This is a genomic window from Amycolatopsis nivea, from assembly GCF_004522235.1.
Lineage (GTDB): Bacteria > Actinomycetota > Actinomycetes > Mycobacteriales > Pseudonocardiaceae > Amycolatopsis > Amycolatopsis nivea.
Genome location: NZ_SDLT01000021.1, coordinates 104,580 through 121,193, shown reverse-complemented (window position 1 = coordinate 121,193; position 16,614 = coordinate 104,580). Strand labels below are relative to the sequence as shown.

The window sequence follows — 16,614 nt, the reverse complement described above, 5'->3', positions numbered from 1 at the left end:
CGGGGTCCGCACGCCTGGTGCGGACCTCGGCCCGGCCTTTCCCTAGCGAAGACGGTAAACCGCGGTCAGGACAGCGCGCGCAGCCGCGGCAGCACGTCCTCGGCGAACTGCGACAGGTAACGCTCCTGGTCGTGCCCGGGACCGTGGAACACCAGGTGGTTCAGGCCAGCGTCGAGATACGGCTTGATCTGCGCGACCGCCTCGTCCGGATCGGAGGCGACGATCCATCGCTTCGCGACCTGCTCGATCGGCAGTTCGTCGGCCAGCCGCTCCATCTCCTCCGCCGACGACACGGTGTGCTTCTGCTCCGCGCTCAACGACAACGGCGCCCAGAACCGCGTGTTCGCCAGCGCCTTCTCCGGATCCCGGTCGTACGACATCTTGATCTCGATCATCCGGTCCACCCTCGCCGCGTCCCGCTCCCCCGCGGCCGCCCCCTCGGCCATCGCCGGCATCAGCTTCTCGGTGTAGAGGTCCATGCCCTTGCCCGACGTGCAGATCATCCCGTCGCCCGCACGGCCCGCGTACTTCGCCACCACCGGGCCGCCCGCCGCGATGTACACCGGCACCGGACGCTCCGGCCGATCGTAGATCTTCGCGTTCACCAGCCGGTAGTAGTCGCCCTCGAAATCGACGCTGTCCTTGCTCCACAGCTCGCGCATCAGCCGCACCGACTCCCGCAGCCGCGCGAACCGCTCCTTGAACTCCGGCCACTCCCGGCCCGACACCGCGATCTCGTTCAACGCCTCGCCCGTGCCCGCGCCCAGGATCACCCGGTCGTTCGACAGCAGCGCCATCGTCGCGAACGCCTGCGCGATCACCGCCGGGTTGTACCGGAACGTCGGCGTCAGCACGCTCGTCCCGATCAGCACCCGGCTCGTCCGCTCCGCCACCGCCGGCATCCACGCCAACGCCCACGGCGCGTGCCCGCCCTCGTGCCGCCACGGCAGGAAATGATCCGACACCCACACCGAATCCAGCCCCAGCTCCTCGGCCCGCACCGCGAACTCCACCAGCTCCCGAGGCCCGAACTGCTCCGCCGACGCCTTGTACCCGACCTTCAGCTCCACGATCGCCCTTCCCCGTCCGCACGCACCACGCAGGATTCCGTGGCACCGTCAACCGTACCCGGACGGGCCTTGCGGAGGCGGGTGTGCTGTCGGTCACTAACGGGGCTAGTACGTGGCGGTCATCAGGACGAGCGCGGCGGCCTGGCAACCCGGGCCTTTGTCCCCGCCTGAGGACCACGGACGCGAGTACTGGTCGAAGTCGTTGCGGGAATGGGCGTAGGCGGAATCCGCTTGCCTGGCCAGGAAATCGCGGTAGGGCGCGTCGGCTGTCGCGTCGTCCAGTTCGGACAGTCCGCGCACGAGTCCGGCTTTGAAGTACGACCCGTCGTCGGTGCAGCTGCTGCCCTCGCCCGGGTCGTGGACGATGCCGTCCGAGCCGGTGAAGAACGACCCGGTGCGGGTCGTCGCGTCGGCCACTGAGCGGGCGGTGCTGATCAGGTTCTGGTCTCCGGTCACTTTGGACAGCGCCGTGAGGCCGGAGACGAATACGCCCTGGTTGTAGGTGTAGCGCTGCCCGACCGCGGTGCAGCTGGCGCCGTCGACACCGTCCACCACCAGGCCGTCGGACCCGATGAGTCCCTTGCCGCGGAACCAATCCCAGCCTTGTTGCGCCCGGGTCCGGTAGGTCGCGTCGCCAGTGCGGTCGGCGATCGTCGCGTTGACCTCGATGTACAGGCTGTTGGAGATGGACGCCTTGTACGTCAGGCCTTCTTTCCAGCGGATACCGCCGCCGCAGTCGTTGGTCCAGAAGGTCTGCATGTGGTCGGCATCGGCCTTCGCGGTGGCGAGGTAGCGCTGCTGGCCGGTGCGGTCGTAGGCGTCGAGCCACGCCATCGCCCACCAGCCGGTGTCGTCGGAGAACTCGTTGCGGAACTGGCCGCGGCCGGCGTTGACGTTCTTGTCGTACGTCGTGGCCATCGCGTAGTCGTAGCTGGCCATCCGGCTGACCGACGCGTTGCGGATCACCGCGGCGAGCGACACCGCAGTGCCCCAGCCGCCGCCATTGCGGAAGTAGCCGGTGCCGTTGTCGTAGAGCGCCATCATCGCGGTCGCCGCCGCTTGCGCACGGTTCGCCGCGTTCCAGCGGGTGCGCGCCCAAGGCGTGCAAGCGATCCGGCCGGTGTCGACCGCACTGCCGCACGCGCGCAGGGCGCCGACGCCGCGGTTGTTCCAGTCGTCGTTGTTGTACATCTGGGTGCGCCAGCCGCCGACCCCGGAGGGCGCGGTGGTAAGTCCGAGCTGCGCGCCGCCGTCCCAGGTCGCGCCGCCGTCGAAGGACCGGTCGAGCCACACCCGGTCGCCCGGGCGCGAGTGGTCGACGACGGCCCAGCCCATCGGGTCTGCGTCGGCGAAGTGCAACTGGAGGACGCGGTCGTCGAGCGCCGTCGTGACTGCGATCCGGTCGCTGGACGCCTGGTCGGCGGCGTGGTCGTCGCAGTATTGGTTGCACACCACGATGTTCGCCGCCGGCCGGGGCGCTTTCGCGTGGACCGGCAGCAGCGCCGACATCGTTGTCAGGACCGCCGTGAGCATGACCCGCACCGCTGCCTCCTCGGACCCCGTTCCCCCGGAACGAAGATCCGCCCGAGACGCGGTGCGGGTCAACGAATGACAAAGACCTGGCTCGAGAATGCCGCCGGATGCCCGGCGCGCTGGGCTATTCCGCGGTCAGGTCTGGGAGGTCGTCGAACTCCACGACCTGGCGGACCTCGACCTCGATCTCGTCGAACAGGTCCGCGTACTCGCTCGCGTACTCGACCGCCTGCGCCCGGTCCGCGGCGTTCACCAGGGCGAACCCGCCGATGACCTCCTTGGCCTCGGTGAACGGCCCGTCCGTCGCCTTCGGGGCCGCGCCGCGGGGTTTGCGGACGATCGCGCCCTTCTCCGACGGGTGCACGCCCTCGGCGGTGATCAGGATGCCGCGTTCGGTCCAGTCCTGGATGAACGCGCCCATCTTCTCCATGAACTCGGGGCTGGGGTTCCAGGCCTCGGGGGCGCTCTCGTCGAGCCGGTGCATCATCAGGAAACGCATTGACCGCTCCTCGGTTGGGGCTGGCTTCGTCCAGCCGTCACATCCTCGTCGAACGGCCTGGCGCGGGTTCGACATTTTCTCAGCAGCGATGCGTCGGCGACTTCCGCGGCCGGGCCGCCCACGCCGCGACACCCGCGACGAGGGTCACCGCGGCCCCCGCTATGGGGCTGTTCATCAGCACGAGACCGCTGAGGAACGCGGTCCCGGCAAGGAGAAGCAACGCCATCCGGAGCGTGGCCGCCCAGGCGACGACGAAATCCGCGGCCCGGGACATCCAGGGCTCGCGAGTGTCGGGCTTGCGATGCCGCCCGGGCTTGCGCCGAGCCAGCACGCGGTGCGCGGAGGCGACCATTTCTTCCCGGGTCGCCACCCGGCGAGGAGGACGGGAGAAGGGATCCCAGTCGACGACGACCCGGACCCGGGCGGGGTGGTCGGGGTCGGGGTGGTTCGGTCGGGGTGGCTGCGGGGTGGTGGGGGCGGGCGGGAGCGGCTGTTTGCTTGCCGTTGTGGCGGGGGCGGGCGGAGTCGGCTGGTTGCTTGCCGTTGTGTCGCCGGACCGGGCGGGGTCGGCTGTGGTGCTTGTGGGCGGGCTGGGGATCGCCGAGCTACTCCCCGCTGCCTCGCCGGAACGGGCGGGGCCGGTTGTGGAGTTTGCGGGAGGGTTGGGGATCGCCAAGCCGCTCCCCGCTGCCTTGCCGGACCGAGCGGGGTCGGCTGCGGTGTTCGCGGGCGGGTTGGCAATCGTCTGATTGCTTGCCGCCGCGTCGCCGGACCGGGCGGGGTCGGTTGTGGTGTTCGCGGACGGGTCGGGAATCCGCTGGTTGCTTGCCGCTTCGTCGCCGGACTGGGCAGGGTCGGCTGTGGTGTTTGCAGGCGGGTTGGGGTTCGCCAAGCCGCTTGCCGCTGCCTCGCCGGAACGGGCGGGCTCGGCTGCAGTGCCGCCAGGCAGCTTGGGTTTCGCCAAGTCGCCTGCAGCTAGGGCGGGCTTCGGCGTGTCACCTGGCTCGGCTGCGCCGCCCGCGGCCGCGCTGGCATCTGCATCGGCCGCGTCGTCCGGCGGCAGGGGCTTTTCCTGCTCGTTCGCGCCGCTGTCCTGCATCTCCTCCGCAGGCCGCGCCAGACTCTCCTGGTCGCGAGGCAGCGCCGCTTCCCTAGCGGACTCTCGATTCGGCTGAGGCTCCCGGACCAGCACCGCGCCTTCCGCCCGCGCGGGCGGCTCGCCGGTTCGGCGCGGTTGGTCGGCGAGGCAGGGAACCACCGTCATGAGGTCGTCATCCCTTTCTCTTCCGGCCGGCGGACCGGCCCCGACAGCTGTCCGGAGCCCCGGCCGTCGTGCGGAGCGGGTCCCGGATGCGCTCATCCTGGCGAAGACGGTGCGTCACCAGCCAGCTCTACTGGCAGTGTCGCGGTGAACGGTCCCTCAGCGTCGCCCAACGGTTCGAGTGACGGTTTTCGCTACTCTTCGCGGTCACCGATTCGACACCCGGCGGACACTCTAGCCGCGACTTGTCCAGACCTCTCGACATGTCCGCGAACTGCGGCGAACCGGCCCTGACACGGGAAGATGCACGTTCATTCGCACAGTCGCCAGCCGGAGAAACTCGAGTTCGGCACCCCAGTCCGCCACGCGGTCATACACAGAGTGTCACGCCAGCCCGGGTTATTGAGCGGTCAACAGTCACCCACAAGAGTGATACGGAGAGTGATCAACAGGAGAGCGTGACACCCGACGCGCTGGCCCGAACGGATGTATCCGCATTAGGCGAGGAGTACGCACAGCTTCGACCAGGGAGATTTCGGCCCTTGCCGTCCCGGCGCACCACTGGCTAGCGTTAGATAGGTAAGCCTTACCTAAATGAATCGGGACCCACCATGCCGACCCTCCCCCAGCGCCGCACGCCTGACAGCAGGCGGCTGCTCCGGGCGTCCGTGCTGCGAGCTGAACGGACGTCCACGCATTTCGTCACCCTCACCGTCGGCGGGGAGGATCTCGAGGACTTCGCGCCGCTCGGGTTCGATCAATGGTGCCGGTTGTTCTTCCCGCGCGAGGGGCAGCGCAGGCTCCGTCTCCCCACTGCTTCGAGCAATCGCTGGCTCGCACAGCACATGCTCATGAGCGCCGCGTCCCGGCCGTGGGTGCGGAATTACACGATCCGGGCGGCGCGGCCCGGCGAGGTGGACATCGAGTTCGCGGTGCACGGCGACGGCGGTCCGGCCTCGCAGTTCGCCGAGAACGCGCGGCCGGGCGACGAGGTCGGGATTCTCGACGAGGGGATCACTTATCTGCCGCCGGAGGGCGTCACGCAGCTCCTTCTCGCCGACGAGAGCGCGATTCCGGCGGCGTTGGCGATCTTGGAGTCATCGCCGGGTCTGCGGGCCACCGTCTTGCTGGAAGTCGGGGCGCGGGACGACATCCAGACGGTCGACGTGCCGCTCGGCGCCGAAGTGCAGTGGCTGGTCCGCGAGGACGACCGGCTGCCCGGGCGGCTCGCGCTCGACGTCCTCGGCCAGCTCGATCTTTCCGATCCGCCGGGCTACACGTGGGTCGCCGGGGAGAGCGGGCTGGCCACCGGCGCGCGGCGGTTCCTCACGCGCGAGCGCAGGGTGCCGAAGCAGGCGATCTCGTTCCAGGGGTATTGGAAGCACGGTCGCGCCTCGCTGGGGTAAGCCTCAGAACAGGCGTCCGGCGTCGTCGGCGGGCGGTTCCTCCAGCTGCAGCAGGAACCGTTTCCGGTCGACGCCGCCCGCGTACCCGGTGAGACCGCCGCTGCTGCCGACCACCCGGTGGCACGGCACGACGATGCTCAGCGGATTCCAGCCGTTCGCGTTGCCGACCGCCTGCGCCGCGCCGGGCTCGCCCAGTTCGACGGCCAGGTCGCGGTAGGTGCGCGTCTCGCCGTAGGGGATGCGGGTGAGCAGCTGCCAGACGCGGCGTTCGAACTCGGAGCCGCGCAGGTCCAGTTCGAGGTCGAAGGTCCGGCGCCGGCCGGTGAAGTACTCGTCGAGCTGCCGAGTCGCGTCGGCGAAACCGTCGTCGGCGCGCGGGCCGAAGTCCGGGAAACGCGGGGTCCGGCTGTGGCCGTCGAAGTAGACGGCGACCAGCGCGCTGCCGTCGGCGACCAGGGTGAGGTCGCCGACCGGGGACGTCGCGACGGTGTGCCGGAAAGCCATCTTCTCCTCCGTGATCGGTGCCACGGAACGGTATCCGGCCGGGCCGTGCGTGAGAGCATCGCCGTCCATGGAAGACGGTTTCGCCGACATCCCGACCACGACCCTCGCCGACCTGCTCGGCCGCGGCCAGGTGCTCGACTACGGCGTGCGGCCCTTGTGGGGTCCCGTGCCGCGGATCGCCGGGCCCGCGTACCCGGTGCGCTGCCCGCCGGGAGACAACCTCATGCTGCACGCGGCCATCCACCGCGCGCCCGCCGGAGCGGTGATCGTCGCGGAATCCGGCGACGTCGACTACGCGCTGGCCGGCGGCAACGTCTGCGCGACCGCCCAGCGCCGCGGCATCGCAGGCTTCGTCCTGGACGGCGTGATCCGCGACCTGTCGGAGGTCCGCGAGGCGCGTTTCCCGGTGTTCGCGCGGGGCGTGATCCCGATTCCCGGGACGAAAGCCAAGGTGACGCCGCTCGGCGAGCCCGCCCGGTGCGGCGGGGTGACGGTGCACCCCGGGGACATCGTCGTGGCGGACGAGGAAGGCGTGGTCGTGGTGCCCGCGGCCGATGCGGCGCAGGTGCTGGCGGACGCGCGGGCGAAGCTGGCCAAGGAGGAGGCGCAGACGCTTGACGAGTGGGCGGAGGCGCACCGGGCGAAGGTGGACGCGGCCCTGGAGGCTGGCGGCTTTCGCGGCTGATCCGGAGCGCTCGCTCGCGATGCCCGGCTGGCTGCGGGATCGGGAGGGGTTGATTGCTGGATAACCCGGCTCGCTCCGGCTGGCCCCTTCCACATCCCGGCTGGCCGGACGCCTGGCTACTGGATCAGGAGGCTTGCCCGCCGGAGAACCCGGCTCACTCCGGCCTGGCTACGGGGGTTCGGAGGCTTGCTGGGCGAAGAACCCGGCCTGCCTGGCGACCTGGCTACCGGACGAGGCTTGCCAGGCGGAGTACCCCGATCACTCCGGCCGCACCGTCCACAACGGACCGGTCGTCGCCAGTTCGGGGCCGGGTTCGGATTCCGGCGGGAGGGGTTCGGGGTCGGGAAGCGGGCGGTCCGGTCCCGGCGTCACCGGATCGGGTTCCACCGGGCCTGGCGGGACCGGCTCGGGCGGGGCGGGCGGCGCGGTCGAGCGGGGGCGAAGCATCGCGGGCTCCTTTCTCTCCCTGATGGGCTACCGCACACCGGCGGCGGCGAAACATCCACCCGTCCGCGCGAGGTCGGCTAGGGTCGAAGGCGGAGCCGACGAACCGAGAAGAGGCGAGACGATGAGCGCGGACAAGCCCGGCGAGCAGCAGCCGCTCGACGCGGAGATCGTGGAGAGTCCCGGCACGCCGCCCGCTGACCTCCCCGAACCCGACTACAGCGACAACGGCGCCCCGTCGTTCGACTTCGTGCGGGACCGGATCGAGAAGCGCTACACCACCTCGGTCGGTTCGCAGGAGCTCGCGGGAATCGGCGGGCCGGAGGATCTGCAGTCGCTGGACAAGAAAATCGCCGACCGCAAGGAGGCGGCGAAGGACAAGCTGGCCGAGATCCGCCGGTCGATGGGCAAGGAGTAACGCCGTTTCCCGGCTTGGGCTCAGCGCGGCGGACACTCCGCGCCGCAGCGGCGCAGCCAAGCGGGAAAGACCGGGACGGGCGCGCGGCAAGCATCCGCCACCGGGCTCGGCTGGCCAATCCCGGCAGCACGACCGTCCACAATAGACCCGCCCTGCCAAACTCCGTGGCTTCCCCGTCGCCCGTTCTGGTTGAATCGCCCGTATGGCAACCACCGTGCGCATTCCCGGCCTCGTGCTGACCGAGCACGAGTTCTCCGTCCCCCTCGACCATTCCCGTCCGGACGGCGCGAAGATCACCGTCTTCGCGCGCGAGGTCGCTGATCCGGACGGGCTCGACCGGCCGTTTCTCGTGTATCTCCAAGGCGGTCCCGGGCACGAGGCGCCGCGGCCGTCGCGAGGCGCGCCGAGCTGGCTGCCGCGGGCGTTGCGGGAATACCGGGTGCTGATGCTCGACCAGCGCGGCACCGGGCGCTCCACGCCGGTCGGCACGCTGCCGGGCACTCCGGCCGAGCAGGCCGACTATCTCACCCACTTCCGCGCGGACGCGATCGTGCGCGACGCGGAGTTCATCCGGCAGCAGCTGGGCGTCGAGAAGTGGAGCGTGCTCGGCCAGTCGTTCGGGGGGTTCTGCACGCTCGCTTACCTTTCTCAATACCCCGACGGGCTGACCGAGGCCTTCTTCACCGGCGGGCTGCCGCCGATCGCGCGGCATCCGGACGACGTCTACACCGCGACGTTCGCCAATCTCCTCGAGCGCAACCGCCAGTACTACCGCCGCTACCCCGGCGATCGCGAGCGCGTCGAAGCGCTGCTTCCGCTGCTCGACGACGGGGCCGTGGTCCTGCCCGACGGCAGTCCGCTGACCGCGCGGTTGTTCCAGCAGCTCGGTTACCTCTTCGGTGCCAGCGGCGGCGAGGAGGCACTGCACTACCTGCTCGAACGCGACCCGAAGTCCCCCGCCTTCGCCTACGACGTCGCCAGCTCGCTGCCGTTCAGCGCGCGCAATCCGTTGTATTCGGTCATCCACGAGTCGTCGTACTCCGACGGGTTCGCCACCCGCTGGTCCGCCGAGCGCGTGCTGCCGGACGAGTTCCGCACCGACCGGACGCTGTTCACCGGCGAGCACGTGTTCCCTTCGCTCTTCGACGACCTCCACAGCCTCCGGCCGATGAAGGAGACCGCCGAACTGCTCGCCGCGCACGAGTGGCCGCGGCTGTACGACGCGGACGTGCTGCGCGAGTGCACGGTCCCGGCGGCGGCCGCGATCTACGCCAACGACATGTACGTCGAGCGGGTGTTCTCCGAGGAAACCGCGCGGCTGATCCCGACGCTTCGGCCGTGGATCACCAACGAGTACGAGCACAACGGCCTCCGCGCGTCGGGCGATCACGTGCTGGGGCGGTTGATCGACCTCGTGCGCGGGCGCGTCTGACCCGCGGTGCGGGGAACCCTGAACCCCCTTGCCGTCCCAGGGTTCCCCGCACCGGCGAGGGTCAGGCGACGGTGACGCCGCCGTCGACGGAGTCGGTGGAGAGGGTCAGGTCCTGCCAGGCGTCGAAGTCCTCCTGCACGCGCTGGCGTCCGGCGGTGACCAGCCGCAGCGCGTCCGAGCCCAGCAGCAGGTGCACCGGCGGGTTTTCCACGTCCAGCAGCCGCAGAATCGCGTCGCCCGCGCGGTCGGGGTCGCCGATCCCCTGTCCGGCGAGGGCTTGGCGGCGGGTCCGGATCGGGTCGAACAGGGCGTCGTAGTCGGCGATGCTGCGCGGGGCGCGGACCAGCGACCGGCCCGCCCAGTCGGTTTTGAACGCGCCGGGAGCCACCGCGGTCACCCGCACGCCGAACTGCGTGACCTCCTGGGCGAGGGTGTCGGTGATGCCTTCCAGCGCGTGCTTGCTGCCCTCGTAGAACGCCAGGCCGGGGAACGTGGTGTGCCCGCCCATCGAGGTGATCACGAAGATCTGGCCGTCGCGCCGTTCGCGCATGCCGGGCAGGACCGCCTTGATCGTCGCGACCGTGCCGAAGACGTTGACCTCGAACTGGCGGCGCAGCTCCGCCATCGACGATTCCTCGAAGGTGCCTTCGAGCCCGTATCCGGCGTTGGCCACGAGCACGTCGATCGGGCCGAGTTCCGCTTCGACCTCCCGCACGGTGGGTTCGATCCGGTCCGCGTCGGTCAGGTCGAGGGCGAAGGCGCGGGCGCGTTCGGGGTCCAGTGCCCGGAAATCGGCCGCGTGCGCTTCGGTGCGCACGGTGCCCGCGACCTGGTGTCCGGCGGCGAGGGCACGCCGGGCGACGGCCCTTCCGAGGCCGGTGCTGACGCCGGTGATCAGGAAGGTTTTGCTCACTGCTCAAGGTCCTTTCGTGAAAATGGCAGGACGGCATGGACCCCGCGAAGACAGCGGGGCCCGAAGATGGGCGAAGGTCAGGACTCGGCGGGAGCGGCCGGTTCGCGGCCCCAGCTGGCGAGCAGCCGCAGCCGTTCCTGCGAAGGCGAACCGGCCGGCGCGCTGTAGACGACCATCGACTGGCCCGGGTCGGCGACCGAGGTGAAGATCTCGTACTGGAGTTCGAGATCTCCGGCGACGGGATGGCGCAGGCGTTTGAGACCGGTGCTGCGTTCCTGGACGCGGTGTTCCGACCACCACGCCGGGAACTCGGGCGACCGCATCATCAGCTCGCCGATCAGGTTGGCGATGTGCTGGTTCCGCGGCTGCGCGGCCGCGGCCAGCCGCAGCCCGTGCACGTAGTCGCGGGCGACGCGTTCCCAGTCCCGCCACACCAGGCGGGCCCGCGGATCGAGCAACGTCCAGCGCGCCATGCTGCGTTCCCGTCGCGGCAACTCGGCCACGTCGGGAAACAGCAAGGCCCACAACGCGTTCCCGCCGACGACCGTCAGGTTCCGGTCGCTGACGAACGCCGACGCGAGCTCCATCGAGTCCAGCACCTGCCGCAGCGCCGGACGCAGCCGGGACGCATGCTCGGCCTGGTCGAGGCGTTCGGCCGTGGCGCCCGCGAGAGCGAACAGATGCCGCCGCTCGATGTCGTCGAACCGCAGCGCGTCGCAGAGTGCGTGCAGCACCTGCTCGGACGGCTGCCGCGCGCGGCCCTGTTCCAGCCGGGTGTAGTACTCGGTGCTGACCCCGGCCAGCTGCGCGACCTCGCTGCGGCGCAGGCCGGAAACCCGCCGTCCGCCGTCGAATCCGTCCGGAAGACCGATCTCGTCCGGCTTCAGCCCGCCGCGGCGGGCCCGCAGGAAATCGCCCAGGTCGTTCTTGCCCATGCCTCGAGTCTGCCTTCCGCCCGGGCGCTGCCCAAGGCCGTAACTGGTCCTGTCAGTACTACTCACCGGACCGGGCGAGGATGACTGCGCGAGCAGCCAGGTGCAGCGCCAGCCGTTCGTCCGGACGCGACAGGTCGACCTGCAGCAACTGCTCGATCCGGCTGATCCGCGCCGCGACCGTGTTCCGGTGAATTCCCAGCACCGTCGCGGTTTCCGCCAGCGAAGACTCGACATCGAGATAAGCCGCGAGAGTGCGGATCAGGTCGCCGGGCACGGAGACCAGCGGAGCGAGCAACGCACGCGCGGCAGGCTCGAAGGTGTCCGTGCGCGTCCATTCCAGAAGCAGCTGCGCCATGCCGAGCTGGTCTACGTGCAGGAAGTGCCCGGTCTCCGGACGGGTCGCGGCGAGGCGCGCGGCGTCGGTGGCTTCGGCGACTGTCGCGGTGAGACCGTCGGCGTGCGGGCGGCCGACGCCGAGGTGTGCGTCGAGGGTGCGGCGCAGGCTGTGGTGCACCGCCCGCAGCCGCGCGGACAGCGCCCGCACCCGTTCCGCGGTCGGTTCCTGTTCGAAGGTGACCCAGCCGGTCCAGCCCTCGCCGTGTTCGACGGTGACCGCGTCGATCGACTCCGCCCGGAGCGCGCGCACGACCTCCTGCGTGCGGGAGACCGTGTCGACGTCTGCGGGCACGCCGATGCGCAGGCCGACGTGCCAGCCGCCGAGTCGCCAGCCCGCGTCTGCCGCGCGTCGGCGCAGGTCGGCACCGGGTTCGGTGTCGTGGCGAAGCAGGTCGCCCAGCAGCGCGGACCGGGAACGGGCGTCGCGTTCCAGTTCCAGGCGGTGGGCCAGCAGCCAGCGCTGCACGGCACCGGCAGCGACGGCCAGCGTCGCGGCTACGACGTCCGCGCGCGGCGCCTTCGCGCCGGTCAGCTCGGCGGCCAGCCAGACCGAAGGCTGCGGCAGCACCGCGGGATGCGCCAGCAGAACGCCGTCCGCGAGGGTGACGCGTTGTGGGACCGGCTCGTGCACTCGCACGCGGGCGGCCTCGGCGAGTTCTCCGGCGAGCACTTCACCGCGGTCGTCGAGGACTGCGACGGGAGCGTCCAGCAGCCGGCGCAGCACGGTCACGATTTCTTCGGGCGGCCGCAACCGCTCCCCTAGCGCGCGATGCGCGGCGAGCACTGCCTCGGCGCGGTCGATGTCCGGGGCGGCCAGGGCGAGCCGGGCGTCCACGAGCAGATCGAGCGGATCGGCGGACGTGACCAGCAGCGGAACCGACAGTCGTTCAGCCAGAAGTCGTGACGCGGCAAGGGGTTCGGCTCCGGGAAGCAGGACTCCGGCGGCTTGGGCGTCGGCGCAGCGGCGCAGGAGTGCGTCGATCTGCCAATCGGAACCGAGCGGGCGGACGACCACCACCAGTTCGCCGCGAGCGGGCGTGCCGGACGCGTCGAGCGCGGCCTTGACTGTCTTGAGTGGACGGTCCAAACCGGACTCTCCGGAGCACACTCGGACGGGACCAGCCCACGAGGGCAGCGCGAGCAGCTGGCGGAGAATCACTGGGCTACCACCGGATCGCAGTCGATTCCGTACGCGCGCGGCTCCAGCAGCGGACGTCGTCGCGGGTCGGTCCAGAACGGGGACGCAGCCAGGCACACGACGTCCACCTCCACTCCGGCGCGGATCGCGTCGCACTGCAGCGGGACACCCGTACGACGGTCGAGGACCGAGAGAACGTCCGGAGTGGACGCCACCGGCCGCCCGTCCCGCAGCGCGAGCAGGTACTCGTTCTCCATTTCCAGCCGCAGCAGCGCGCCGTCGCGGTGATCGGCCAGCGTCGCCGAGCCGCGGCCGAAGCCCGGGTGGCCGTGCTGGCCGGGGCCGATGTGCCGCGACACCTCCAGCACCCGGCCGCGGGCGAGAACCTGGCCGTCCAGGGCGGTTTCCAGCGCGGCGAGGTCCGGGCTCTCCCCCGCCGCGAGCACGCGGGAGCCGAGGGCGAGCGCCTCGCTCGTCGTGCCGGGCACCGTGTGGTCGGCCAGTTCGCCGGCCGGGATCGGGGCCAGCGCGATCGCCGCCCAGCCGCCGGAGCTGGCCAGGAACGCGCGGATCCCGCTCTCGACCACCGAGGCCGCCGCGGCGGCGAGCACCACCACCCGGCCGCCGGGTTCGGCCATCGCGGCCGGGGCGACACCGCGGCCGGTCGCGGCGACCGAGAGCTGGTCGAGCCGCGGCAGCCCGCGTCCGGACAGGTCCGCGTCCACGCAGGGCAGCCCCAGCTCCTGGGCGATCACCAGCGGAAGCAGGCCGTTGAGGCCGCCGATCTCGATGGTCATCAACGCCTGCGCGCGCTGCCCGGTCCAGCGTTCGATCGCCTTGATCGCCGAGGCGAACTCGTCGCCGCTCGGCAGTTTCTCGGCGAACGCGGCGGTCGCGCCGACGATCCCGACCGGGACCACCAGGGTGTCCGGCGGCAGGTCCGCGATCGGGTGCACGACGGGTTCGCGGCCGGATTCGGTCAGCCGCCGCAGCAGCACCGCCGCGGTGACGGTGTCGCCGCCCCCGCCGGACCCGAGCAGCGCGACGCCGCGTTCGAGTGCCGGCACGTCCGCGGCGGTGATGCGCATGGCTGGTCAGCGTATCAGCGGAAGCTGTAGCCGCCGTCCGGATACAGCGTCGAACCGGTGGTGTAAGTGCTGGTGAACAGGTACAGCACGGCATCGGCCACTTCGGACTCCCGGCCGACGCGGTGCAGCAGGGTGTCCGCGCGGTACTGCGCGAAACTCGCCTCCCGCGCGGCCGCCGGGCGCCCGGCCCACAGGTTCCCGTCGATCGTGCCCGGCGACACGACGTTCACCCGGACCGGCGCCAGTTCCACCGCGAGCCCGCGGCCGAGCCCCTCGATCGCCGCGTTGCACGCGATGTACGCCGGTGCCGCGGCGGGCGGGCGCACGCTCGCGACGCCGGACATCAACACCACCGAGGCGTCGTCCGAGAGCTTCGGCGCGGCGTGCTTCACCGCGTGGTACTGGCCCCAGAACTTCGTGACGAACGGGCTTTCCGCCTCCTCGTCGCTCAGGTCCCGCATCGGGCCGACGGTGTAGGACGCGGCGGGCGTGAACAGGTGGTCGACCCGGTCGAGCGCGCCGAAGAACTCGGCGAGCGACGCCTGGTCGGTGGTGTCCACCGCCTGCCAAGTCGCGGTCGGACCCAGCTCCGCCGCGGCGGCCCGGAGCTTGTCGCCGGTCCGGCCGCCGAGGTGGACGAGCGCGCCGGCTGCACTCGCGCGCCGGGCGACCTCCAGCCCGATCCCAGACCCGCCGCCGAGCACCACGACCACCCGGCCGTCGAGCGAACTCACGAAGCCACCTCCACGGGAACGAACTCATGCGCCAACCCGAACGCGGACGGCCCGAACGTCGCCAGCGCCTCCGGAGTCCGCATGAGCGGCGGCGTCGAAATCCCCACCACGGTGACCCGCTGGCCATAGCGCAGCGTCTCGGTGGTGATCGGCTCGGCGGACTCCGCCTCCAGCACGCAAATCAGATCCGGCACCAGGCAGCGCACCTCGCCGTCGACGAGCGCGACCAGGTTCTCGTTCTGGAACAGGATTTCCAGCTTGTGCTCGCCGTCGAAGGACACCGCCGCGGCGCGTCCCCTAGCGAATCCTTCTTCGGTCCGGCGCTCCACATCGGACACTTTGCCCCGGAACAACACCCGCAGATGCGTGTACAACGTGTCGCCGAGCGCGGTCGCCAGCGCAGCCACGGGGTCGGCGTTCTCTTCGCGGGCAAGGCGAATCGCCCGGCCGACGCTCAGTGCGAGCGAGAGCGTCCGCGGCACGGCGGTGCGTTTGACGTCCGCGCCGCTCATCGAGTACTCGGCGATGTGCGCGACTCCGCCGAGCCGGATGGTGATCCCGCGCGCGAGCCATTCCATCCGCCGGTTGTCGGCACCGGTATCGATCAGCGTGGTCTCGCCGCGTTCTCCGGCGATGCCCATCGGCGAACCGGGGACGCCGTACACGCCGAACGTCTCCATCTGCAGCTCCGGGAACGCCCGGCCCATGCCGTCGGCGTCGACCACCGGCAACCCGAGCCGTGCGCCGACGACCAGCGGGATCATCGAGTTGATCCCGCCGCATTCGATCGGCATCGTCGCGTCGGCCTTCGTGCCGAGGTGTTTTTCCAGCGCCCGCAAGGCAAGCTCGGGTTCGGAGCCGTTCGGGAGCTTCTCGTGCACGACGGTCGGCGCGCCCATCTGCGCGGTCGGGATGACGAGGGCGTCGTCGTTCAGATCGTCTGGGTCGAGCACGGTGACGGGTCCGTGCTCGCGGATCGCCTCGCGCACCAGCAGCCGCCCTACGTACGGGTCGCCGCCGCCACCGGTGCCGAGGACGGCAGCTCCTCGGGCGAGATCCTCGAGGTGGTCTTCGGTCAGGGTCCAGCTCATCCCGCAACCCCGATCGGGTCTAGGTCATAGCCGAAGTAGCGCGGACCGGCCAGCGCGATGCCTTCCGGGGTGTGCCAGCGCGGGTCCGCCGGAGCCGCGATCACCGTGACCCGCTGGCCGTAGCGCAGGCCTTCGGTGGTGACGGCCTCGCCGGATTCGCGGTCGAGCGTGCAGATCAGGTCCGGCACCGAAGCGCGCACCTCGCCGTCGACCTCGGCCACCAGGTGCTCGTTCTGGAACCGCAGCAGCATTTCCGTGCCGGTGTCACCGTCCATTCCGGACAGCCGGGCCTCGCCGCGGGCGAACCCCGTGACGGTGCGGCGGGCGACGTCCACGACCTTGCCGCTGAACAGCGTCCGCCCGCGCAGCCGCTCCACCACGCGCTCCACCGGGTTCTCGTGCTCCTCGCGAGCCTGCCGCACTAGCGCGCCGAGTTCCGCGCACAAGGTCAGCGTTCCCGGCACCATCGATTCGCGGGCCTGCGCGCCGGACATCGCGTAGTTGCTGATCATCGCCGAGCAGCCCATGTCGATGGTCGCCGACCGGGCCAGCCGCTCCGCCCAGTGATTGTCCACAGTGTCCAGTACGCCGCGGTTGCCCTTCTCGTCCGCGATGGACATCGGGGTCGCGCGGATTCCGTACAGGGTCGGCAAAACCATCTGCAGCTCCGGGAACGCGCGGCCCATGCCGTCCGCGTCCACGAGCGGCAGGCCGAGCTGGGCCGCCGCGACGACCGGGATCAGCGAGTTCACGCCGCCCGCTTCGGCGCAGGCGATGTGCGTGAGTTCCTTGCCCAGATAGGTGGCGAGCGTCCGGGCGGCGAGCCCGACCTGTTCGGCGGACGGCAGTTTCTCCACCATCACCGTCGGCGCGCCCATCATCGCGACCGGCAGCACCACGGCGTCGTCGTCCAATTCGGACAGTTTCACCAGCGGCACCGAACCGTGCTCGCGGACCGCGGAATGCGCCAGCAGCCTGCCGATGTACGGGTCTCCCCCGCCTCCGGTGCCGAGGATCGCCGCGCCGCGCGCGATGTCGTCCAAGTCCTTCTCGGTAATCTCAGCCAT

At 70.9% G+C, this 16,614-nt stretch carries 17 protein-coding genes; 4 read left to right on the top strand and 13 right to left on the bottom strand.

Features of this window, described 5'->3' with window-relative positions:
- Positions 1 to 65: 65 nt before the first annotated feature.
- The 4 genes from fgd to EIZ44_RS24145 form a co-directional block, all read right to left on the bottom strand.
- The gene (gene fgd / locus EIZ44_RS24160) at positions 66 to 1,070 is read right to left on the bottom strand and encodes a glucose-6-phosphate dehydrogenase (coenzyme-F420) (RefSeq protein ID WP_134731350.1); all 1,005 of its coding nucleotides are present in this window, start codon (positions 1,068 to 1,070) and stop codon (positions 66 to 68) included.
- Between the two features lie 105 nt (positions 1,071 to 1,175).
- The gene (locus EIZ44_RS24155) at positions 1,176 to 2,603 is read right to left on the bottom strand and encodes a glycoside hydrolase family 76 protein (protein ID WP_240691394.1); all 1,428 of its coding nucleotides are present in this window, start codon (positions 2,601 to 2,603) and stop codon (positions 1,176 to 1,178) included.
- 124 nt (positions 2,604 to 2,727) lie between these two features.
- Complete coding sequence (locus tag EIZ44_RS24150; protein WP_134731348.1) at positions 2,728 to 3,102, bottom strand: YciI family protein; 375 nt, start codon at positions 3,100 to 3,102, stop codon at positions 2,728 to 2,730.
- Positions 3,103 to 3,181: 79 nt separating this feature from the next.
- Positions 3,182 to 3,472, bottom strand: coding sequence for a hypothetical protein (locus EIZ44_RS24145; protein ID WP_134731346.1), 291 nt, complete (start codon positions 3,470 to 3,472; stop codon positions 3,182 to 3,184).
- Between the two features lie 1,502 nt (positions 3,473 to 4,974).
- Here EIZ44_RS24145 and EIZ44_RS24140 point away from each other — a divergent pair.
- Positions 4,975 to 5,769, top strand: a complete 795-nt coding sequence (locus EIZ44_RS24140) for a siderophore-interacting protein (RefSeq protein ID WP_134731344.1) — start codon at positions 4,975 to 4,977, stop codon at positions 5,767 to 5,769.
- 3 nt (positions 5,770 to 5,772) lie between these two features.
- On the opposite strand, the gene EIZ44_RS24135 is transcribed toward EIZ44_RS24140, so the two are convergent.
- Positions 5,773 to 6,342: a methylated-DNA--[protein]-cysteine S-methyltransferase gene (locus EIZ44_RS24135; RefSeq protein WP_439098616.1), complete on the bottom strand. Its 570-nt coding sequence runs from the start codon at positions 6,340 to 6,342 to the stop codon at positions 5,773 to 5,775.
- On the opposite strand from EIZ44_RS24135, the gene EIZ44_RS24130 reads away from it, so the two are divergent.
- Entirely contained in the window at positions 6,341 to 6,958 is a 618-nt protein-coding gene (locus EIZ44_RS24130; protein WP_037815601.1) for an RraA family protein, read from the top strand. The two genes, EIZ44_RS24135 and EIZ44_RS24130, sit on opposite strands and share 2 nt — an antisense overlap.
- A 258-nt stretch (positions 6,959 to 7,216) precedes the next feature.
- Here EIZ44_RS24130 and EIZ44_RS24125 read toward each other — a convergent pair whose 3' ends face one another.
- Entirely contained in the window at positions 7,217 to 7,405 is a 189-nt protein-coding gene (locus EIZ44_RS24125; protein ID WP_134670292.1) for a hypothetical protein, read from the bottom strand.
- 121 nt (positions 7,406 to 7,526) lie between these two features.
- Here EIZ44_RS24125 and EIZ44_RS24120 point away from each other — a divergent pair, with 121 nt between their 5' ends.
- Together EIZ44_RS24120 and EIZ44_RS24115 are read left to right on the top strand one after the other, a co-directional pair.
- A complete protein-coding gene (locus tag EIZ44_RS24120) occupies positions 7,527 to 7,820 on the top strand; it encodes a hypothetical protein (RefSeq protein ID WP_037815596.1) in 294 nt (97 codons plus the stop codon).
- A 202-nt stretch (positions 7,821 to 8,022) separates the two neighbouring features.
- Positions 8,023 to 9,252: an alpha/beta fold hydrolase gene (locus EIZ44_RS24115; protein WP_134731342.1), complete on the top strand. Its 1,230-nt coding sequence runs from the start codon at positions 8,023 to 8,025 to the stop codon at positions 9,250 to 9,252.
- 61 nt (positions 9,253 to 9,313) lie between these two features.
- On the opposite strand, the gene EIZ44_RS24110 is transcribed toward EIZ44_RS24115, so the two are convergent.
- The 7 genes from EIZ44_RS24110 to EIZ44_RS24080 form a co-directional block, all read right to left on the bottom strand.
- Positions 9,314 to 10,165, bottom strand: coding sequence for an oxidoreductase (locus EIZ44_RS24110; protein ID WP_134731340.1), 852 nt, complete (start codon positions 10,163 to 10,165; stop codon positions 9,314 to 9,316).
- A gap of 77 nt (positions 10,166 to 10,242) precedes the next feature.
- Positions 10,243 to 11,100: a helix-turn-helix transcriptional regulator gene (locus EIZ44_RS24105; protein ID WP_043835920.1), complete on the bottom strand. Its 858-nt coding sequence runs from the start codon at positions 11,098 to 11,100 to the stop codon at positions 10,243 to 10,245.
- Positions 11,101 to 11,158: 58 nt separating this feature from the next.
- Positions 11,159 to 12,583 carry a PucR family transcriptional regulator gene (locus tag EIZ44_RS24100; RefSeq protein WP_240691388.1) on the bottom strand — a complete coding sequence of 475 codons (1,425 nt, stop codon included), beginning with the start codon at positions 12,581 to 12,583 and terminating at the stop codon, positions 11,159 to 11,161.
- A 68-nt stretch (positions 12,584 to 12,651) separates the two neighbouring features.
- Positions 12,652 to 13,722 carry a DUF917 domain-containing protein gene (locus tag EIZ44_RS24095; RefSeq protein ID WP_134731336.1) on the bottom strand — a complete coding sequence of 357 codons (1,071 nt, stop codon included), beginning with the start codon at positions 13,720 to 13,722 and terminating at the stop codon, positions 12,652 to 12,654.
- 14 nt (positions 13,723 to 13,736) lie between these two features.
- Positions 13,737 to 14,456: an SDR family oxidoreductase gene (locus tag EIZ44_RS24090; protein ID WP_134731334.1), complete on the bottom strand. Its 720-nt coding sequence runs from the start codon at positions 14,454 to 14,456 to the stop codon at positions 13,737 to 13,739.
- On the bottom strand, positions 14,453 to 15,547 hold the full coding sequence (locus EIZ44_RS24085) for an S-methyl thiohydantoin desulfurase family protein (RefSeq protein WP_134731332.1): 1,095 nt from the start codon (positions 15,545 to 15,547) through the stop codon (positions 14,453 to 14,455). The genes EIZ44_RS24090 and EIZ44_RS24085 overlap by 4 nt, the downstream gene beginning before the upstream one ends.
- Positions 15,544 to 16,614, bottom strand: coding sequence for an S-methyl thiohydantoin desulfurase family protein (locus EIZ44_RS24080; RefSeq protein ID WP_134670342.1), 1,071 nt, complete (start codon positions 16,612 to 16,614; stop codon positions 15,544 to 15,546). Before EIZ44_RS24080 ends, EIZ44_RS24085 begins: the two co-directional genes overlap by 4 nt.